Genomic DNA, 20,328 nt, shown 5'->3' on the forward strand with positions numbered 1-20,328 from the left:
ATTGGACGGTTAAACCCGAGAGCTGTCAAGGGGCGCGGCCCGCGCCGAGCTCGCGGCGTACCTCACGGAGCAATGCATTCACATTGAAATCGTCCATTGTAGACACGTTCGCGGGTGAGCTCCTCCAGACGTCCCCTGGCGCTCGGGATCGGGCAGCCCATGCGGGAACCCGGTGACGTCCCGGGCGGTCGTCGTCCCCCGCGGACCCCCACCGCGCCGCGGTCCATCGCAGGCGCAGTCTCGCAAACGCCCATTCGCTGGGCCCGCGTTGGGCCACGGCCAAGCCCCGCTCGACGGGAAGTCAGACGGAAACAACTGAGGCTGCTGAGCTTTCACCCGGCCCATCCTCGGTGTCGCAGAAATCCTGGCGCGATGATGACACACCGAACCAGCGCTCCCAGCGGAGCGCCGGCGAGCGCGTCACGCCGGGCCGAACAGCGCGAGGCACTGCGCGTCGAGGACGCCGCCGACGAGATCGAGCGGCGCGCCAGAGCTCTCGTTCATCCACTTCGCCGGGACGGCCAGCTCGCGCTGTGCGCCCCCGGTCGCCGCCGTGACCTCCTGCATCGTGCAGCCGAAGACGACGCGGCTCACCCGGGCGAGCCAGGCCGCGGTGAAGCACATCGGGCAGGGCTCCACGGTCGTGTACAGCGTGTATCCCTGCAAGTCCGGCCCGGCGGCCGCGCAGGCGCGGCGCACGGCGCCGACCTCGGCGTGGTACGTGAAGTCGCGCTGGCCGTTCACCTCGTCGGTCGCCTCCGCCACGACCGTGCCGTCGGGGGCGGCCACCAGGGCGCCGAACGGCGGCTCACCCGCGCGCTGCGCGCCGCGCGCGAGCTCCAGCGCGCGCGCCATGAGCGCCTCGTCGCGGCTCATCGGACGAGCCTCGGGTCGAGCAGCGACTCCGGCGCCGGCGCCTTCTTGACGAGCTTGGACTCGACAGCGAAGTCGACAACCGCCTTCATCGAGGCGTACACGGGGCCGGCCTTCTCCGCCGTGCCGAAGAGCTGCTTGTTGTCGGCCAGGTCGTAGATCTTGTCGCCGGCCAGCATGCCCTTCACGTCCTCGGGCGGAGCGTTCAAGTACTTGCCGACGATGGGAATCGCCTTGTCGGGCTCGCCGCGCAGGACGCGCACCCCCTGATCGATGGCGCCGATGAACCTCGAGCAGGCGTCACCGGACTCGGCGAGCCGCGACCTCCGCACGGCCACCGCGTCCATGATGGTGTCGGGGACGCTGGCGCTCGAGAAGATCACGCGACCGCCGCCCTTGGTCGCCTTGGTGATCCACGGCTCCCAGGTGACCGCGGCGTCGACCTTCCCCGCCACGAACGCGGCCCCGGCGTCGTCTGCGCTCATGCTCGTGACCTTCACGTCGTCCGCGGAGAGCCCGGACTTCTTCAGGCCGGCGAGGAACAGCATGTGATTGACCTCGCCGAGGGTGAGCGCGACCGTCTTGCCCTTGAGATCGGCCATGGACGCGACCCCCTCCTTCGCCACCACCGCGTCCGCGCCGTTCGAGCTGTCGATGAGCGCGATGGCCACGACGTCCGTGTCGCCGTTGCCGCTCAGCACGGCCAGGTTCTGCAGGGTCGTCAGGCCGATATCGAGCTTCCCCGCGGCCAGCGCCGGCAGCGTGTCCCCGGGGTTCGAGAACGGCTTGAGCTCGACGTCGAGGCCAGCCTGCTTGAACAGCCCGAGCTCGTTCGCGATGAACACGCCCGCATAGCCGATCCACAGGTCGTGTCCCACGGTCAGCTTCACCGGCGCGTTCGCCGCGGCCCCGGGCTTCTCGCCCGGCGCGGCGGCGGCGAGCGCCTCGCGCGCTGGCTCGTCCTTCTTCGAGCAGCCTGGCGACAGGAGGAGGCAGGCGAGCGCTGCCCCGAGCTCTAGCACGACGGTCCTTCGGTTCATGGATCCTCTCCCCTCGGCGTATGCGTGAGCCCGAGGAGCAAGCGGCGGCGCTGCTCCTCGGGGCGGGCCTTCCCCCGCAGGAGCGAGAGAATATCCCGTTTGAGGCGCAGCAACGCCTCATCGAGATCGAGGTCGGGCGAGCGATCCGCCCGGGGTACCGGCACGTCGAACGTGGCCACGACGCGGCCGGGGCGCTCGGAGAAGACCACCACGCGATCGGACAGGATCAGGGCCTCGTCCACGTCGTGGGTGACGAAGAGCGTCGTGATCCGGTGATGTCGGATCACATGGAGCAGGAGCCCCTGCATCTCCTCACGTGTCTGGGCGTCGAGGGCGCCGAACGGCTCATCCATCAGCAGCACCTCCGGCCGCGCGGCGAGCGCCCGCGCCAGCGCGGCGCGCTGCTGCATGCCGCCGCTCAGCTCCGCGGGCGCGCTGTCGCGGAAGTCCCACAGATCGACGAGGCGCAGCAGGCGCTCGACGCGGTCCGCCTCTCGCTCGGCGCCGGCCTGCCGCGCCCGGCCGCGGTGGCGGGCCAGCGTCAGCGGGAAGCGGACGTTCTCCCGCACGCTGAGCCACGGGAAGAGCGTCTGTTGCTGGAACACGACGCCGAGCTCGGCGCCGGGGCCGAGGACGCGTTCGCCGCCGAGCGTGACGGTCCCGGTGGTCGCCGGCTCGAGCCCCGCGACGATGTGCAGCAGCGTCGATTTCCCGCACCCGGAGGGGCCCACGAGGCTCACGAACTCGCCCTCGCCGACGTCGAGGTCGAGCGGGCAGAGGGCGCTCGTCTCGCCGCGGCGGCCGGCGAACGCCTTGCTGACGCCGCGCACGGAGAGCGTCACGCGCCGCGCCCCCTGGCCCAGCGGAAGAGCCGGCGGTGCGCTGCGCCGAACGCCCAGTCGAGCCCCAGGCCGATCGCGCCCAGCACCGCCAGGTACGCGTAGATGCTGGGCGTCTGGATGAAGCGATAGAACCTGAGGACGCGGAAGCCGAGGCCCTCGGTGGCGGCCACGAGCTCCGCGACGACGACGTAGCTCCACGCCCACCCGTTGCACATGCGCAGCGCGCTCCAGATGCCGGGGAGGGCGGCCGGGGCCAGCACGCGCCAGACGATCTCCCGCCGGGTGGCCCCGAGGCTCTGGCTGACCTGGAGCAGCGGCGCCGGGACCCGCCGCACCTCGTCCGCGGTCATGAGCAACAGCTGGAAGAAGGTCCCCAGGAAGACGAGGAGGACCTTCGCGCCCTCGCCGATGCCCGCCGCGATCATGACGAGCGGGATCAGCGCCGGCACGGGGACATAGCGGAGGAACTCGGTCGGCGGCTCGATCAGCGCGGCGATCGATCGGAACGCGCCGGCGAGCACGCCGAGCGGCACCGCGAGGAGCGCGGCGGCCACGAACCCGGCCGTGACCCGGAGGAAGCTATAGCGGACGTCGAGCCAGAGCTCCGCCGAGCCGAGCGCCTCGGCCGTCGCCCGCCCGATGCTCGCGAGCGTGGGGGCGAGGGCGTTGTTCACCCCGTCGCGGCCCGTGAGCCAGGCGTACGCCGCTAGGGTGGCGAGGAAGCTCGCCGCGCCGAGCGCGAGACGGACCCGGGCGGAAACGGGGCGGCCGAGCGCGAGCCAGCGCGGCGGTGGTCGCTCGCACTGTCGCGACGGGGCCCGCGGCGCTCGGTCGCCGGGCATCCGTCAGCCGAAGAGCTGCATCACCGCGGCGCTCTCGGTGACGTAGGCGAACGCGTTGCTCATGCAGAGGATCGCGGCGTCGTGGAGCTCCCGTGAGGTCCCGGCCACGGCGTCGACCGGGAGCAGCACGCGGTAATCCAGGTTCCTCGCGGTGAGCACGGTGCTGAGCACGCAGATGTTGGTGCACACGCCGCAGCAGATGAGGTTCTCCACCCGCTTGCACCGGAGCAGCAGGTCGAGGTCGGTGCCCAGAAAACAGTCGTAGCGCCGCTTGGTGAAGATCCGATGATCCTGCGGCTCGATCCGCAGCCCATCGACCATCTCGGCGCCGCGGGATCCCTCGAGGCAGTGCGGCGGCTCGAACTCCAGCTCGATGCCGAAGTCGCACCGATCGGCCCTGTGCATCTCCTGGGTGAAGACGACCGGCAGGCCGTGCCCTCTCGCCCACGCGGCGAGCGCGTTGACGCGCTGTACGATATCGAGCGCCCCGCGCGCCTCGCAGGGCGCGCCCTCCTCGACGAAGTCCCGCTGCATGTCGATGACGAGGAGGGCGGTGGTGGCGGGGCGGATCTGGTCGAGGGGCAACGGGCGGATACGCGGCGTCATCGCTGGCCTGGACGTTCGACGCGCAGGGGACACCGGGCGCGTCGAGCTCGCTGAGGTGTGGTGAAGTGGTGAACCGACCGTCTCTACATCAGCCGGGAATGCAGCGCTAAAAGGCTGAACGGAATTTAGCCGGCGCTTCGCCGGAGGGTCAAGCGAGACCTCGGTGCGGGAGCACTTCGAGAGGGCGTGAGGTCGCCTGCTGCGTGGAACAAGGTGCGAGGGAGGGAGAGGTCTCTCGGCGCCGCTCGGCGTCGCTGACGTCTCCTGACGTCTACAGTGGCGCCATCTGCCGCACGCCGGTCATCTCCTTCGCCGCGCCATCGCGTAACGCACGCCGGCCCGGAGATCTCTCAGGAGGACGATCCCCTCCAGCGTCTCGCCGAGGCTCGCGAGCGCCGCGGCGGTGCTGGCCGACATCCCCACGAGGACGCTCTCGGCGCCGAGCAGGCCCACGGCCTGCACCGCGCGCAGGAGGTGGAGCGCGACGGCGCTGTCGATCATCGGGACGCCGGTGAGATCGACGATCACGAGCTCGGCGTCGTGGCGCTCCACGCCTTGCAGGAGCGCCGCCATGAGCTGGGCGCCCCGCATCGTGTCGAGATGGCCGATGAGCGGCACGACGATGACCCCGTGGTCGATGGGCAGGACCGGCGTCGAGAGCGCGGCTATCGTCTCGAGGAGGCGCGACTGGATGCCGAGGAGATCGGCCTCGGTGCTCCGCAGCGCCTCTTCCGTCCTCTTTCGTGCGGTCATGTCGACGACGACCCCGACCATCCCGATCACGCGCCCGCTCGCGTCGCGGAACGGGACGTTGTTCTCCAGCGTCCAGCCGTCGCTCCCGTCCTCGAGCTTCCACCGGAGCTCCACGTTGATCCGCGGGATCCCCTCGGACATGATGATCTCGTCGTTCTCGCGGTAGCTGCGCGCGACCTCGTCGACGAAGATCTCCTCGTCGCGCTTCCCGACGATCCTGTCGCTCGAGAGGCGATAGTGCTCCGCATAGGCCTTGTTGACGGCGAGGTACCGGTGGTCCCGAGCCTTGAAGAACACCATCGCCGGGATCGCGTCGAGCAGCGCGGCGTACCCCGAGGCCTCCGCCGCGAAGAAGCTGGCCAGGAGCTCGTGCTCCCGCGCGGCGGGCCGCGCGTCGCGTACGGTCGAGCTCGGCCGCTGCGCCTCGGCCAGGGCCTGCTCCAGGTCCGCGACGCGCCTGCGGAGCGCCGCGATCTGCTCGTGCAGCGACGTCTCGCTATCTGGGTCTGAAAGACACTGCATTACAGGGTACCACGTGCCAGCCGGGCCACGGTGACCGCATGATTGTCGGGGGCGCAACACTTGTCAAGCGCTCGATGTCCGTTGTCGACTCACCGCGTGCCCTCGGTGTGGGCCGGCAGGTCCGGTGGATGTCGACCAAGACGTTCCTCGCCCGTGCGGAGGGCGAGCGCGTGGCGTTACGCGGCGTTTACCCGCCGTTCACACGGCGGTACGCGCCGTTCAAGCTGGACCTGTGCTCATTTGTCAGGACAGGATCTGCGGAGGGCGGGAATCTACCTCGTACAACGCGGACGATGGTTGTGCGTTGCGCGTGGCCGATGAAGCGGCGTGGACGTGAGATTCGTTGTCTCGCGGTTGTCGATTCCCTGTCGATCCCCGTCGATTCCCGTCGATTCTCTGTCGGGTGGAACGACGGAGGCGCCTTGAACGTTCGGCTCTTCCCTGGTCGAGGCGCGCCATGGCCGGGTGTGGCCCCGGCGCCCGCGCGAGGCCTTGTGTCTTGGCCGGCATCGTCGCAAGGCGCGGTGCGTGAGCGTTTCGGGCGTACCAATGAGCGCCGCGGGCGCGCGCCGCGCGGCGAGCGGGCGCAGGGTAGGCGCACCAGCCGGCGCGTCGCCGGCCCGTTCACACGAGAGAGCGCACCATGACAACGCAACCGAAACGCCTCGCCTCGGTCCTCGCCTGCCTCGCCGCCGTCCTCCCGGCGTGCGCCGAGAGCGAGGCCCCGGCCGCGCCGGAGCTCCGCCGCGTCGGCGGCTTCAGCACGCCCGAGTCGGTGCTCCACGACGAGGAGCGCGACGTTTACCTCGTCTCGAACATCGTCGGCTCACCCGTCGAGAAGGACGGCCGCGCGTTCATCTCGCGCGTCTCGCCGGACGGCGAGATCCTCGACCTGACATGGATCGACGGCGCGTCGGAGGGCGTGACGCTGAGCGCCCCGAAGGGCATGGCCATCGCGGGCGGCAGGCTCTATGTGGCCGATATCGACGCGATCCGCGTCTTCGACGCGAGCGACGGCGCGCTCATCGAGGACATCGAGGTCGCCGGCGCCGGTCTGCTCAACGACGTCGCGGCCATGCCCGACGGGTCGATCGTTGTCTCGGACACCGGCGTGGCCATCGGGGAGGGCGGGCTCACCTCGATCGGCACCGACGCGCTCGTCGCGGTCGATCCGGGCGGGGAGGTCTCCCGGCTGATCGCGGATCCCGCGCTGCCGCACCCGAACGGCGTGGCGTGCGCGGAGGGCGAGATCTGGGTGGCTTACCTCGGCGCGGCGCGGGTCGACGCGCTCGATGCCTCGGCGCAGCTCCGGCGCGAGATCTCCCTGCCCGCTGGCACGCTGGACGGCCTCGTGCGCCTCGACGACGGCCGGCTCCTCGTGTCGAGCTGGGACGCGGGCGCCGTCTTCGAGATCGACCCCGCCGGGGACGCGGCGCCGCGCGTCTCCACGCTCGCGGCGGATCTCCCGAGCCCCGCCGATCTCGGCTGGGACCGCGCGAGAAATCGCCTGCTCGTCCCGCTCTTCAACGACGGCGAGATCGTCCTGCTCGACGTGGAGTGAGCCCGCGGAACAGCGCTTTGGGCCCAGGGGCGGCGCGGTTACGCTGCGCCGCCCCGGCCGGCCCCGCGCTGCGTCCGCGCGGCGAGAGAAGCGCCCTTTTCCATCAGGAGCGACGATGAAGACCCAGCTCACCCGACTGCTCGAGCCCACCGATCAAGCCCAGGCCTGGGGCGCGCTCAGAGAGGCCATCTCCCGCCTGGAGCGCACGTCCTCGGCGAGCGGCGCCGGCCTGGCCCGGTGGGTCGGCGTCTTCACCCGCACGCGCGATCGGATCACGATACAGCGGCTCTCCCGGCCGCTCGTCGTGCTCATCCTCGACGGCGCGAAGCGGATCTTCCTCGACGGCCCGGACGGCAACACGCGCCTCGTCGCCCGGGAGGGGCAGATCCTGCTCGTGCCGCAGGGCATCCCCCTCGAGCTCGTGAACGAGCCCGATCCCGAGCGCGGCGCCTACCGCTCCTTCACGATCGAGCTCTTGAGCGAGGTCGACGAGCGGCTCCAGCGCCGGTATCCCACGCTCTGTGTCCAGCGGGGGCTCGGCGGCTTCGAGGCGGACCGGCCGCACCTCCTGCGCTCCGCGATGCCGTCGATCCAGGCGCTGATCCACCTCGTGAACACGCTCCTCCTGCCCGGCGCGCACGCGCTGCTCATCGAGCACCGGCTGGAGGATCTCATCCTGACCCTGCTCCTGCAGCACCGGGAGCAGCTCGACGAGGCGCGCGCCGCCTCCTCGACGCTGGCGCTCGATCCGACGCTCGCGGTGCGGGCGCTCGTGCGCCGCGATCCGGCGCGCCCGTGGGCGGCCCCGGAGGTCGCGCGCGCGCTCGGGGTGAGCGACGCGACGCTGCGCCGCCGGCTCGGCGCGAAGGGGGTCTCGTTCAGGGCCCTCCTGTGGAAGGAGCGCCTCGATCTCGCCAAGGGGCTCCTGCGCTCGGGGCGCCACGGCGTGCTGGAGGTCGCGACGGCCTGCGGCTACGACTCGGCGTCGCGCTTCGCCGAGCAGTTCCGGCGCTCCGAGGGCGTCAGCCCCTCGGAGTACCGCGCGCGGCACCGGGCGAGCGCGAACGACTGCTGGAGCGAGGAGCCCGAGCTCGACGCGAGGTGAGGGATCGGCGCGCCGGGGCGCGGTGGCGGGGGGCTCAGCCCGCCTTGTCGATGCGGCCGTCGGGGTAGCGCGCGAAGCGGCCTTCCGCGCGCCCGTGGACCGGGCCGTCGCTCGGCCACGGCCATCCGCCGAAGCCCGTCCGCCGGTAGTCGAGGAAGGCCTGCTGGACCTCCGCCATCGAGGTCATCACGAAGGGGCCTTGCTGCGCGACGGGCTCGCCGATGGGCTTGCCCTGGAGGAGCAGGATCTCGGCCTCGTCGGGGCCGTTCTCCAGCAGCGCGGCCGCGCCGTCGCGGAGCGTGATCCTGTGGGCCGCGGGGACGCGCCGGGGGCCGATTCGGAGCTCGGCGCCGCGGAAGAAGTAGAGCGCGCGGTTCGTGCCGGGGGAGGCGGCCGGCAGCGTGAACCGCGCGCCCGGGGCCATCTTGAGCGTCCAGATCGCCACGTCGGACGCGGCGCGCGCCGCCCACGACCTCGGCGGCGGGGCCGGCGGGCGGAGCTCGCCGAGGCGGCCGGCGACGATCGTGATCTCGGTCGCCCTGCCCGCGGCGTCGCGCGCGATCTGCCTGGGGATCGTGTCGCCCCACATCATCACGAAGCGCGGCTCGGCGAGCTTGTCGGCGCGCGGCAGGTTGAGCCAGATCTGGAAGAGCTCGAGCGGGTTGGGCCCGTCCTTCTCGACGAGCGGGAACATCTCCGCGTGGACGATGCCGCCCCCCGCCGTGAGCCACTGGACGTCGCCGCGGCCGTAGCGCGCGGCCGCGCCGAGCGAGTCCGCGTGATCGACGAGCCCGCGCCGCACGACCGTCACGGTCTCGAAGCCGCGGTGCGGGTGCTGCGGAAAGCCGGGGACCACGTCGCCGTGGTACATGCGCCAGCCGTCCTTGCCGGCGAAGTCGCGCCCGATGGCGCGGCCCGAGAGCGAGGCGGCCGGCCCCATCCGCTCGTTGCCGGCCGGGTACGCGTCGTCGTGGTGGACGCAGAACAGGAAGGGATCGAGCGTCTCCCAGGGGAACCCGAGCGGCGCGACGTCGCGGACGACGTCCTCCGCGGCGAGCGCGGCCTCGTCGGCGCGACCGGGCGGGGGCGCGGAGGGGTCGCACGCGGCGACGACGGGCGTTGCGGCGAGGGCGCCGAGGGCTGTGCGGCGATCCATGGGGCTCATCCTGTCATCGTAAGGTGGACCTCATGGGGGGACAACGGTGCGAGCGCGCAACGCGGCGTTGCGCCGACAGCAACGCGCGCAACGTGCGCGCCGCCGCGCGGGCCGAGCAGAGCAGGGGAGAGGTGCGGGTGCGCGTCCGGGCGTGAGCGCGGCGCGTCGCGGCGCTTTTTCGTGCGGAGGCGGGGCGGGCGCGCCTGGAGTGGACTAGAGTCGACCCTCGTGTCCAGACGGCGCTCCGAATCGAGCATCATCTTCCTTGTCGCTGCGGTCCAGTTCATCAACGTCCTCGACTTCGTGATGGTGATGCCGCTCGGGCCCGATTTCGCGGTCGCGCTCGGGATCCCGATGTCCAGCATCGGCCTCATCGGCGGCAGCTACACGGCGGCGGCCGCGGTCTCGGGCCTCGCGGGCGCGTTCTTCCTCGACCGCTTCGACCGCCGCAGCGCGCTCGCCGTGGCGATGCTCGGCCTCGTCGCCGGCACGGCGGCCGGGGGCTTCGCCACGGGGCTCCCGAGCCTCATGGCGGCGCGCGTGCTCGCCGGGGCGTTCGGCGGGCCCGCGACCTCGGTCGCGTTCTCGATCGTCGCCGACGTGATCCCGCCCGAGCGGCGCGGCAAGGCGATGGGCGTCGTGATGGGCTCGTTCTCGGTCGCCTCGGTGCTCGGCGTCCCCGCCGGGCTGGAGCTCGCCCGCCGCGGCGGCTTTCCGCTGCCGTTCTTCGCGGTCGCGGCGCTCGGGCTGCTCGTCGCCGGGCTCGCGATCTTCCTCCTGCCGTCGATGCGAGATCACCTGACCGGCGCGCGGCCGTCGGGCAGCGCGCTCGGCGAGCTCGGCGCGCTCCTCGGCCGGCCCATCGTCCTGCTCTCGTACGCGACGACGGCGATCCTGACGGTGGCGTCGTTCCTGGTGATCCCCAACATCTCGGCTTACGTGCAGTACAACCTCGGGTATCCGCGCGAGCGGCTCGGGCTGCTCTACTTCGTGGGAGGCCTGGTGAGCTTCGCCGCGATGCGGGCCGTGGGACCGTTGGTGGACCGCTTCGGCGCGTTCCAGACGGGCTCGGTGGGGGCGGTGGTGCTCGTGAGCGTCCTTTACGCCGGGTTCGTCTCGTATACACCGGGGCTTCCGGTGCTCGCGATCTTCATCGCCTTCATGCTGGGCATGACGTTCCGCAACGTCTCGCACAACACGCTGACGTCGAAGGTGCCGCGCCCCGCCGAGCGGGCGCGCTTCACCTCGATGCAGTCGGCCGTGCAGCACATGTCGTCCGCGATCGCGGCGTTCGCCGCGGCCAGGATGCTCCACGAGCTGCCGGACCACCGTCTCGATGGCATGCCGGTCGTCGCGGGGCTGTCGATCGTGTTCACCGTGGCGCTGCCGCTCATGTTCCTCGGGATCGAGCGGCGCGTCGCGCTCGCGGCTGCAGGGCGCCCGTAGCCGTCGCGCCGCAGCGCCCGATCTTCTTCCGCGTCCTGGCCGTGTGGCCCATGCGCGCAGGACGATTTCCTGGTTCGACGGAGCTGCTGCCGGATCTTTCGTCGTCGAGGTCAGAAGGTGGTGCACGTGACGGTGATGTCGCCGTTGGCGTCCGCGCTGCAATGGAGGACATCGAGGCACTCATTCGACGCGTCGACGCACCCATTGCAGCTGGCACTACCGCAGCCCTGGGGCAGGTCGCGACACTCGTGCTGGGTGGACCCGCAGCCGTCGGGATGGTTCACAATACATATTTGAGTCGCCTTCTCGCAGAACAGCTCGCCGCACGCGAAGCGCCCTTGAGGCGCGGGCCCACAGTTTCCGAGGCTCGAAGTGCCCACGCCGGCGGAGTCCGCGAGACACGCGTTGTCGTAGATCTTGCCGTCGCACCCGCAGACAGGTGGACCGCCCAGGCCGCTGCATGAACCGGGCACAGCACAGTATTCCGTCGGGCAGTGTTCGTCGGGCGGGCTCGTCCCGCACGCATGGTCGCCGAACAGGCAATGCGACCCTGGCTCGCAAGGCCCATTCATCCCGCACGCCTCGCCAGCTGCCTCCGAGCCGGAGCTCCCGCTGGCGCCGGCGGTCGACGTGGAGCTCGAGGTATCCGCACCGGAGCTCCCGCTGGCGCCGGCGGTCGACGTGGAGCTCGGGGTATCCGCAACGGTGACAGCGTCGCACGCCGCATGCAGTCCGGCCGTCAGCAGCGCGACGGTGACAGCAGCCCATGATCTTCGCGTCGATGATTGGTGTGGCATACGTTCGCCCCGAGCAAAGCCCGCGCCAGATACGTTATGCCGCGATCTCCGTTGTTTCTCCATCTGGCGCGCGAGGCTCGTGTCGACTTGTGCCGAAGTTGGCCATGGCACCCCCAGCGCCTCCAGAGGTTTCGCCCCAAGCGCGCGCGGCGATGAGGTAGATCGCCACGATGGAGAAGGTGAAGGCCCAGGTCTAGCCAGCCGAGCCTTACGGGCGTGAGCGCACTCGCCCCTCCGGTACCGCCGCCAGGCCCGAGCAGCTGACCGATCGCCTCGTGCACGACACGCGCTGCCTCCACGTCCCCGAGGGCGACGGCTCGGCTCAGCGTGCAAGATGCTATCCGGCCTGCTTCCCCATAGGATGAGCTCCCTGAACCGTCAGCGTTCCCCTCGCCGGGGGCCGGTCAGCCCGGAGCCGCGATCCGCCGCGGCTCGCCGCCGGCCCTCAGCGCTGCTGCGCCCCGAACCGCGCCTTCGCCGCGTCCACCGCGGCCTTCGTCCACTTGTCGACCTCGTCGTCCGTCAACGTCCGCTCGGCCGACCGGAACCACAGCGCGAATCCCAGCGAGTGCGTCCCCGCCGGGAGCTCTTCGCCGCGGTACCGATCGAACATCTCGACCTTCTCGCAGCGCTCCCCCGCGGTGGTCCGCAGCACCTCGAGCACCTCTCCCGCCGGCACGTCGAGCGGCAAGAGCAGCGCCACGTCGTGCCGCATCGCCGGGAACCGGCTCGGCTTCGCGGCCACCGGCGCCTTGTACGCCGCAGCCACCGCCGCGAGATCCAGCTCCGCCACGACGGCCCCGCTCGTGATCTCCAGCGCCTCGCGCACGTCCGGGTGCAGCTCCGCCACGTACCCGACCTCGCGGCCGTCGAGCAGGACGCGGGCGCCCTTCTTCGGGTGCGCCCACGGCGGCGCCTCGCCCGCGAGGTCGAACGCCGGCGTCACGCTGCCCGCGAGCTCCGCAATCACCGCCTCGACCGCGCCCTTGCCGTCGTAGAAATCGACGTCCTCGGGCCGCGTCAGGTAGCTGTCCCGCGGCCCCGCGAGGAAGATCGTGAGCCGCGTCGGCTCGTTCACCGGCGGCCGCTCGACCCGCGCCAGCTGGCCCGCGCCGCTCGCCTCGCCCTGCCACGGCAGGAACACCTGGCTCACCTCGAACAGCCGCACGCGCGGCACGTTGTACCGCTGCGAGCGCTGCACCACCGTGAGCAGCCCGGGGACCAGCGACGGCCGCATCACCGACTTCTCCTCGGAGAGCGGGTTGAGCAGCCGCAGGAGCGACCCGTCGTCGTAGCGCGCCGCCTTCAGCTCCTGGGGCGAGAGGAACGAGTACGTCACCGCCTCGTGCAGCCCGATCCCCGTGCAGATCTGCCGCACCCTGCGCCGCAGCCGGTAATCGCCGCGGGCGCCCGCCGGCGCGGCTCCCACGCGCGGCAGCCGGCTCGGGATCTGGTCGTAGCCGGCGATGCGCGCGACCTCCTCGATGAGGTCGATCTCCTCCACGATGTCGGGCCGGTGCTCCGGCACCTCGACGAGGAGCCGGTCCGCCTTCTGCTCCAGCACCGAGAGCCCCAGCGTCTCCAGGATCTCGCGCGTCCGCGCCGGCGCCTCGGCTCCGATGATGCGCTGGTACCGCGGGAGCCGCAGCGTCAGGCGGCGCGGCGCGCGCGGCGCCACGTACGCGTCGATCGGCTCGCCCGCCGCCTCGCCGCCCGCGAGCTCGCAGATGAGCGCGCTCCCGCGGTCGCGCGACAGGGGGACCCCCGAGAGGTCCACCTCCCGCTCGAAGCGGTGCGACGCCTCCGTGTGGAAGCCGTACCGGCGCGCCGACCTGCGGATCCCGCGCGGCTCGAAGTACGCCGACTCGAGGAACACCCGCCGGGTCGTCGCGGTGACGCCGCTGTCCGCGCCGCCGATGACGCCCGCCAGGGCCACGACGCGGTCCGCGTCGGCGATGACCAGGTCGTCCTCGTCCAGGGACAGCTTCTGCCCGTCGAGCGCGACGAACGCCTCGCCCGGCTTCGCCCTCCGGATCTCGATCGGGAGCCGCAGCGTGTCGAGATCGAAGGCGTGGAGCGGCTGCCCCCGCTCGAGCATCACCAGGTTGGTCGCGTCGACGATGTTGCTGATCGGCCGGACGCCGAGGCGGCCGAGCCGCACCCGCGCCCAGAGCGGCGAGGGGCCCACGCCGACGCCCTCGATCACCTGCCCGTCATACCGGGGGCAGCGGTCCCCGTCGCGGACCTCCACGACGGCGCGTGGCTGCACGGCCGCGGGCGCTCCGGCGCCGTTCTCCCGCGGCGCGGCGACGGCGGGCGGACGGAACGGCAGGCCGAGCACAGCGGCCACGTCCCGCGCCACGCCCAGGTGCCCCAGCGCGTCGGGCCGGTTCGGGGTGACGCTCAGCTCGATGATCCAGTCCTCGAGGCGGGGCTCCCAGTCGAGCAGCGATTGCCCCGGGCGCCCGCCCTCCACGGTCAGGAGACCCTCGTGGCTCGACCCGAGCCCGAGCTCGTCCTCGGCGCAGAGCATGCCGGGCGACGTGAAGCCGGCGACCGCCTTCTCGGTCAACGTCACGAGCGCGCCGGTGCGGTCGAGCACCTGCGCCCCCACGGGCGCATAACAGACGAGCGCCGGAGCCGCCGGGATGACCGGCGCGCCGCACGCGACCTCGACGCCTTCTCCGCCCGCCTCGCCCGCGTCCACGCGGACCACCGTCAGGCCCTTCTTGCCCGCCGGGTGCGGCCGCGTCGCGACCACGCTCGCGAGGACCACGGAGCGCAGCGCGGCGCCGACGTGCGTCACGCGGTCGACCTCGAGCCCGCCGCGGCCGAGCGCCGAGGTCACCGCGTCGACGCCGGGATCGGCGCCGAGGATCTCTTGAAGCCACTTGTAGGATATCAACATGGGGAATCGGGGCTGCGGGCGAGGGGCAGCGGCCTAGAGGCTTCCGAGGAAGCGGACGTCGTTCTCGTAGAAGGCGCGGATATCGTCGACGGCGAACTTCATGTTGGCCGTGCGATCCACGCCGATGCCGAACGCCAGCCCCGTGTATTCCTCCGGGTCGATCCCGACGTTCCGGAGCACCGTCGGGTGGACCATGCCGCACCCGAGCACCTCCAGCCAGCCCGTCCCCTTGCACTGCGGGCAGGCGCGGTTCTCGCCGAAACAGACGAGGCAGGACACGTCGAGCTCCGCGCTGGGCTCGGTGAAGGGGAAGTAGCTCGGCCGGAAGCGCGTCCTCGTGGCCTCGCCGAACATCCGGCGGCTGTAGACCTCGAGCAGGCCCTTCAGATCGGCGAGCGACACGTCGCGGTCGACGACGAGCCCCTCGATCTGCACGAACATGGGGCTGTGGCTCGCGTCGTCGTCGCGCCGATATACGACCCCGGGCGCGACGATCATCACCGGCGGAGGGTGGGAGAGCATCTCGCGCACCTGGACCGGGCTCGTGTGCGTCCGGAGGAGCACGTTCTGGCCAGGATCGCCGGCCATGTAGAACGTGTCGTGCATGTCCATGGCCGGGTGATCCGCCGGGAACCCGAGGAGATCGAAGTTGTAGCGCGCGAGCTCGATCTGCGGCCCTTCGGCCACGTCGAACCCGAGCCCGACGAAGATATCGACGATCTCGTCGAGGGTCCGCATGATCGGGTGCGGCCGCCCGGGCGCGCGCCAGCGGCCGGGCAGGGTGATATCGAGGGGCGGGGCGGAGAGCTCGCGATCGCGCGCAGCGCGCTTGATCCTCGCCGTCGCCTCCTCGCGGGCGCGCTCCACGCGGCCCTTGACGGCGTTGAGGCGCTGGCCGAGCGCCTTGCGCTCCTCGGGCGCCGCGCCGGGCAGCTGCTTCATCAGCGCATTGAGCGACCCGCGGCGCCCGAGCAGGCTGGCATACAGGCGGTTCAGCTCATCGAGATCGCCGGCTGCGGCGAACTGGACGTCCACCGTGCGATCGACCTCGTCGATGAGGCGGCCGAGTTCGGGACCACTCATTGCCGCCCCCTTACCGCGAAGGCCATGGCAACGCAAGACGTTGGCCTCCCGCGCCGCCCCCCAGGTGTTCGCGCCAGCCAGCGCGCGGCCCGCACGCGTGATCCGGAGGCTCGGCGACCGCGACCGCGACCGCGGCGGGTGTGCCTCGCCGCTCCCGCTGCGCGGCCCCGCCCTGCGCGCGGCGCGCGCGACAGCTCAACCTTGTCTGGCTCATGGCCGCGCACCGCGAGCGCGAAGATCGGGTGTTCGGCGCGGTCGACGTCCAGCCGGAGCTCGCAGGACTCCCTAGATCATGAATCGCGACCGACACAGGGAAGGATCGGTACCAGCCGCCCGCTCGCCCCGAAATCGACGGAGCCGGTCATGGTTGCGGAGCCGGGTCAGAGTTGAATACAGTGGCCGCGTGACCCCCTTCGCCAGGAGGCTTTCTTGCTCCACCGTGCCCGATCCCGCTCGCTCGCTGTAGGTCGCGCTCCCCTCTCGGCCGCGTTCCCTGCGCTCCTCGCCGTCGCGGCGGCCTGCGGCCCTGCCACGCCGGCAGAGGTGCCGCCCACGCCATCCGCAAATCCCGCGAATCCCGCACCCGCCTCTGCCCCTGCGCTGCCCGCGCCGGAAACGCCCGTTATCGACACAGCGCTCGGCGGCCGGCTCTTCGACAAATTTTATGGGAAAGAGCCCCCGTTCTCGGCCTTTGTCCCCGACAGCTCGAAGACCAAAGGGGCCCTGGATGGTCAAGGCGGTCCCTCGGGCAATGGGACGCTCAGGCTCGGATCCGGGGAGGCGATGAGCAACGACGCCGGCCATGATTATCGGCTCAAGAATTTCTTCGGCTGGGATCTCAAGGGGCGCGAGGGCATCTATGGACCAGGCGCCATGGCGAAGGCGTACGCCGTCTCGCGGAGCCTCCTCGGGGGACGCGAGACGCAAGAGGATCTCGTCCTTCTGCTCACGAAGGGGGATCGCGAGATCCCAGCGTACGGCGACGTGCTCACGCCCCCTCAGATCGAGGCCGTGGCCGCGTTCGTGATCGGCGTCCGTGACGGCGCGCTCCCGCATCCTGACCAGATCTTCACGATCAAGCCGCCGGCTCAGGGACATTACGCGCTCCTCCCAGGCGGCGACGCCGCCCGCGGGAAGGCGCACATCAAGGAGCGCTGTTCGTCGTGCCATGGGGACGATGGGACGAAGGTGCTCTTCGACGATGGCGCCTACTCTCTCGGCTCCCACGCGCGGCAGAAGGCGTACGAGGACTGGCACAAGATCCTGAACGGGCAGCCGGGCTCGCCCATGGGCCGTCAGGTCCGCGGGAGCACGGGCAAGGAGATGGCGCAGGAGCTCCTCGATATCCTGGCGGCCCTCTGCGATCGCGGGGCGTTCCCTCCAGGAAAGGCGACAGCGAAGGACGTCGAGGCCGGCGACGGGCGCTGCGGCTCCTATCTGAAGTAACCGGCGCGGGCCGCTGACAGCCCGTCGAACCGCGACAACGATTGAAATCGCACGCGCTCGACGTCGCCGCGCGCCGGCAGCGTCGCCGCGATGCGGCCTGTGTTCCTATGACACGACCGAGGATGCCGTCGCGTCGCGCCGCGAGGACGCGCGGGTCCTGGGCGCGCGCTGTGGCACCCCGCGTGCTTGGAAGCCCAGGACCACGCGCGATCCCGAGGTCGCGATGCCGGGCGGACGGCGTCGGCACGCGGTCGTGCAAGGAGTCGATTTGTGAAATTGCTTACTAGTTTCTTTTCGGTTCTGAGCGCGGCGGTGGTCGGGCTCGGGTGCGGTAGCGGCGCGAGCAGCGCGAGCGGCGCGAGCGACGGCGCAGAGGGTGAAGGAGCGAGCTCCGGTGGGACCTTCGGTGGCGAGGGGGGCTCGCTGGACATCGGCGGCGGGATCGGGCCTGGATCGAGCGGCGTGGGCGGCGCCAGCCCCACGGGCGGAGGCGGAGCGTGCGCCACCCAGACGGCGGCGGCGTCCATCCAGCCCGTGTACCTGGCGTTCGCGTTCGACGTGTCGGGGAGCATGGGCAAGGGCGACGAGGACTGGCACGACAAGTCGCTCAAGTGGGATCCCGTCGTCGCCGCGACCAAGCAGTTCTTCTCGGATCCCGGGTCCGAAGGGCTGACGGCCTCGCTCTCGTTCTTTCCCGCCGACGACGACAAGTGTTCTGTCGAGATCTACGCGACGCCGGACGTGCCGCTGACGCCGCTCCCCTCGGCGGCCTTCACCGAGGCGATCGACGCGATCGAGCCGGCGCGCTCGGACGACTGGCGCGGCGGCACGCCGACCGCGTGGGTGATGCGGGGCACGAGCAAGTTCATCGAGGCGCAGCGGCGGCAGAACCCCGGGAAATACGCGATCGTGCTCGTGACGGACGGCTACCCGCAGGGCTGCGACGAGGCGTCCGACACCATCGATGCCGTCGTGGCCGACGCCCAGGCGGCGCTGGCGGAGGGCGTCCCGACCTACGTCATCGGGGTCGAGAACCCGCCGATCGAGGGCGCGCCGGACACCCTCGACGACCTGCACGAGATCGCGGCAGCCGGCGGCACCGAGGGCGCCGTGCTCATCGACACCGGCGATCCGTCGCAGACCACGGCCGCTTTCAAGGCGGCGGTCGACCGGATCCGCGGCGCCTCGGTCTCGTGCACGATGGCGATCCCGCTCCCGCCGAACGGGAGCGCGTTCGACAAGGAGAAGGTCCGCGTGCTCTACACGAGCGGATCGAGCGCGACCACGGAGCTCGTGTACGACCAGAGCTGCGCGACCGAGGGCGCCTGGCGCTACGACGAGCCCGCGAGTCCGACGCAGATCGTGCTGTGTGCCGACGCGTGCACCACGGTCCAGGCGGACATGGTGGCGAAGCTGAGCGTCGATTTCACCTGCGAGAGCGTGATCGAGGTTCCCCTGTAGCCGCAGGCCGCCGCGCCTGCGGGGCGCTCGATCCGACGGCGCGCGCCGCCAGCCCGACCCATGTCAACGGTGAGTTGACGCTGTGGACACACCCAGTTGCTTCTCCACCGGTCCACCTCGGCAGGGGCGGTCAGTCACCCATCCGCCGGGTCGAGCGCCCTTGCCGCTGCCCGGCGCCATGGGCCGACTGACGCGAGCGCGGCGCGCAGGTACCGTCCGGCAACGCTGCCGAGATGTTGTAGAACAGGGCCACCATGGCACCTGCTCAGGAGCGCGAGCGGCGGACCCTCGATCGGTACACGCTCCATGGCGTGATCGCCTCCGGGGGGATGGCCTCCGTCCATTTCGGGCGGCTCGTGGGCGCCCATGGCTTTGCGCGCACGGTCGCGATCAAGCGCCTGCACCCGCAGTTCGCCAGGGACCCCGAGTTCTCGTCGATGCTCCTCGACGAGGCGCGGCTCGCGGTGCGCATCCGTCACCCGAACGTCGTCACGACGCTCGACAGCGTGCAGGCCGACGACGAGCTCTTCGTGGTCATGGAGTACATCGCGGGGGAATCGCTCTCGAGCCTGCTGCGCGAGGCCGGCCGGCGAGGGGCACGGGTGCCGCAGCCGGTCGGCTCGGCCATCATCGCCGGCGCCCTCGCGGGCCTGCACGCGGCGCACGAGGCGACCGACGAGGAGGGCGCCGCGCTCCAGATCGTCCACCGCGACGTGTCGCCGCAGAACATCCTCGTCGGCGAGGACGGCATCGCGCGCGTGCTCGATTTCGGCATCGCGCGGGCGGCGGTGCGGAGCCAGGTGAGCCGCGTCGGGCAGCTCAAGGGCAAGCTCAGCTACATGGCACCGGAGCAGCTGCGCGGAGCCCCCCTGACCCGCCGCGCCGACATCTACGCCGCTTCCGTGGTCCTCTGGGAGGTGCTCGCCGGGCGGCGGCTGTTCACGGGGGAGTGCGACGCGGAGATCTTCGGGCGGATCCTCGAGGGCGTCGTCCAGCCGCCGAGCGTGTACGGCGACGTGCCGAAGGCGCTCGACGACGTGGTGCTGCGCGGCCTCGACAGGGATCCCTCCCGGCGTTACGCGACCGCGCTGGAGATGGCGGCCGCGCTGGAGGAGGCGCTGCCGCCGGCGAGCCCGCGCGCGGTCGGCGCGTGGGTCGAGGCGACGGCGGGGACGCTCCTCGAGGCGCGGGCGAAGAGCCTCGCCGCGATCGAGACGTCGCAGCGGAGCGCGGCCCCAGCGCCGCCGCCGCCGAGACCCGCCGGCGTGGACGACGCGCCGCCGCGGGACGACGAGGCGCGCCTCGCGCAGCCGTCCGGCGGCCGCGGGCGCGCGCTGCGGACCTCGGTGACGGTCCCGACGATGACGAGGACGGTCGAGGACATGGCGCGGCCCGTGGCGTCGGCGCTCGCGACGCCGGTCGCCGCGGCGGCGCCGCCGCGGCTGGCGAGCGCGCAGCTCGTCCGCGCGTCCACGCTCGCGCTCGGGGCCAGCGCGCTGGTGCTCGCCGTGGCCCTCGGCAGGAGCTGTAGCGTGCGTCCAGAGCCGGACGCGCCGCAGGCCGAGCGCGCCGGAGCCGGCGAGCCGCCTCCGCTGGCCGTCGCCCCGGCGCCGGGGGTTGCGGCGCTCGCCTCGAGCGCGGCCGCTCCGGCGGCGTCCGGGGCCGCGCCTGTGGCGCCCGCCACGAGCGCGCCTGCGGCCTCTGCGAGCGCCGCTGTGGCGCCTGTGAGCACCGCGGCTGCGCCGGAGCCGGTCGCGCCCGCCACCGCGCAGCGCGCCGTGCCCCCCGCGCGCACCGCGCGGCCGCGATCCCGCTGCGTGCCCCCGTACTACGTCGATGCCAGCGGCATCCGGCGGATCAAGCGCGAGTGCCTGTGAACGGTGGAAG

15 protein-coding genes are annotated in these 20,328 nt (G+C 71.9%); 6 read left to right on the top strand and 9 right to left on the bottom strand.

Annotated elements, in window-relative coordinates:
• Positions 1 to 420: 420 nt before the first annotated feature.
• From WMF44_RS18550 to WMF44_RS18575, 6 genes are all read right to left on the bottom strand, one after another.
• Positions 421 to 876, bottom strand: coding sequence for a nucleoside deaminase (locus tag WMF44_RS18550; protein ID WP_437300449.1), 456 nt, complete (start codon positions 874 to 876; stop codon positions 421 to 423).
• Entirely contained in the window at positions 873 to 1,913 is a 1,041-nt protein-coding gene (locus WMF44_RS18555) for an aliphatic sulfonate ABC transporter substrate-binding protein (protein ID WP_437300450.1), read from the bottom strand. Before WMF44_RS18555 ends, WMF44_RS18550 begins: the two co-directional genes overlap by 4 nt.
• On the bottom strand, positions 1,910 to 2,755 hold the full coding sequence (locus WMF44_RS18560; protein ID WP_437300451.1) for an ABC transporter ATP-binding protein: 846 nt from the start codon (positions 2,753 to 2,755) through the stop codon (positions 1,910 to 1,912). The genes WMF44_RS18555 and WMF44_RS18560 overlap by 4 nt, the downstream gene beginning before the upstream one ends.
• Positions 2,752 to 3,597: an ABC transporter permease gene (locus WMF44_RS18565; RefSeq protein WP_437300452.1), complete on the bottom strand. Its 846-nt coding sequence runs from the start codon at positions 3,595 to 3,597 to the stop codon at positions 2,752 to 2,754. Before WMF44_RS18565 ends, WMF44_RS18560 begins: the two co-directional genes overlap by 4 nt.
• 3 nt (positions 3,598 to 3,600) lie before the next feature.
• The gene (locus WMF44_RS18570) at positions 3,601 to 4,203 is read right to left on the bottom strand and encodes a cysteine hydrolase family protein (RefSeq protein ID WP_437300453.1); all 603 of its coding nucleotides are present in this window, start codon (positions 4,201 to 4,203) and stop codon (positions 3,601 to 3,603) included.
• Between the two features lie 300 nt (positions 4,204 to 4,503).
• Positions 4,504 to 5,478 (bottom strand): PAS domain-containing protein, encoded by a 975-nt coding sequence (locus tag WMF44_RS18575; RefSeq protein ID WP_437300454.1) that lies wholly within the window; start codon positions 5,476 to 5,478, stop codon positions 4,504 to 4,506.
• Between the two features lie 643 nt (positions 5,479 to 6,121).
• On the opposite strand from WMF44_RS18575, the gene WMF44_RS18580 reads away from it, so the two are divergent.
• Together WMF44_RS18580 and WMF44_RS18585 are read left to right on the top strand one after the other, a co-directional pair.
• On the top strand, positions 6,122 to 7,039 hold the full coding sequence (locus WMF44_RS18580) for an SMP-30/gluconolactonase/LRE family protein (protein WP_437300455.1): 918 nt from the start codon (positions 6,122 to 6,124) through the stop codon (positions 7,037 to 7,039).
• A 115-nt stretch (positions 7,040 to 7,154) separates the two neighbouring features.
• Positions 7,155 to 8,144, top strand: a complete 990-nt coding sequence (locus tag WMF44_RS18585) for a helix-turn-helix transcriptional regulator (RefSeq protein WP_437300456.1) — start codon at positions 7,155 to 7,157, stop codon at positions 8,142 to 8,144.
• Between the two features lie 34 nt (positions 8,145 to 8,178).
• Here WMF44_RS18585 and WMF44_RS18590 read toward each other — a convergent pair whose 3' ends face one another.
• The gene (locus WMF44_RS18590; protein WP_437300457.1) at positions 8,179 to 9,309 is read right to left on the bottom strand and encodes a pirin family protein; all 1,131 of its coding nucleotides are present in this window, start codon (positions 9,307 to 9,309) and stop codon (positions 8,179 to 8,181) included.
• Between the two features lie 219 nt (positions 9,310 to 9,528).
• Between WMF44_RS18590 and WMF44_RS18595 the strand changes: the two genes are divergently transcribed.
• Positions 9,529 to 10,746, top strand: coding sequence for an MFS transporter (locus WMF44_RS18595; protein WP_437300458.1), 1,218 nt, complete (start codon positions 9,529 to 9,531; stop codon positions 10,744 to 10,746).
• A gap of 1,242 nt (positions 10,747 to 11,988) precedes the next feature.
• Here the strand turns inward: WMF44_RS18595 and pheT are convergent.
• Together pheT and pheS are read right to left on the bottom strand one after the other, a co-directional pair.
• Complete coding sequence (gene pheT, locus WMF44_RS18600) at positions 11,989 to 14,451, bottom strand: phenylalanine--tRNA ligase subunit beta (protein ID WP_437300459.1); 2,463 nt, start codon at positions 14,449 to 14,451, stop codon at positions 11,989 to 11,991.
• A gap of 33 nt (positions 14,452 to 14,484) precedes the next feature.
• Positions 14,485 to 15,534: a phenylalanine--tRNA ligase subunit alpha gene (gene pheS, locus WMF44_RS18605; RefSeq protein ID WP_012236022.1), complete on the bottom strand. Its 1,050-nt coding sequence runs from the start codon at positions 15,532 to 15,534 to the stop codon at positions 14,485 to 14,487.
• Between the two features lie 783 nt (positions 15,535 to 16,317).
• On the opposite strand from pheS, the gene WMF44_RS18610 reads away from it, so the two are divergent.
• The 3 genes from WMF44_RS18610 to WMF44_RS18620 all read left to right on the top strand — a co-directional run bounded on the left by WMF44_RS18610 (position 16,318) and on the right by WMF44_RS18620 (position 20,318).
• Positions 16,318 to 16,980 (top strand): hypothetical protein, encoded by a 663-nt coding sequence (locus tag WMF44_RS18610; RefSeq protein WP_437300460.1) that lies wholly within the window; start codon positions 16,318 to 16,320, stop codon positions 16,978 to 16,980.
• 270 nt (positions 16,981 to 17,250) lie between these two features.
• Complete coding sequence (locus WMF44_RS18615; protein ID WP_437300461.1) at positions 17,251 to 18,441, top strand: vWA domain-containing protein; 1,191 nt, start codon at positions 17,251 to 17,253, stop codon at positions 18,439 to 18,441.
• 254 nt (positions 18,442 to 18,695) lie between these two features.
• Positions 18,696 to 20,318 (top strand): serine/threonine-protein kinase, encoded by a 1,623-nt coding sequence (locus tag WMF44_RS18620; protein WP_437300462.1) that lies wholly within the window; start codon positions 18,696 to 18,698, stop codon positions 20,316 to 20,318.
• Positions 20,319 to 20,328 lie beyond the last annotated feature (10 nt).

The sequence above is a fragment of the Sorangium sp. So ce426 genome (assembly GCF_051475585.1).
In the GTDB taxonomy this organism is placed as follows: Bacteria; Myxococcota_A; Polyangia; order Polyangiales; family Polyangiaceae; genus Sorangium; species Sorangium cellulosum_B.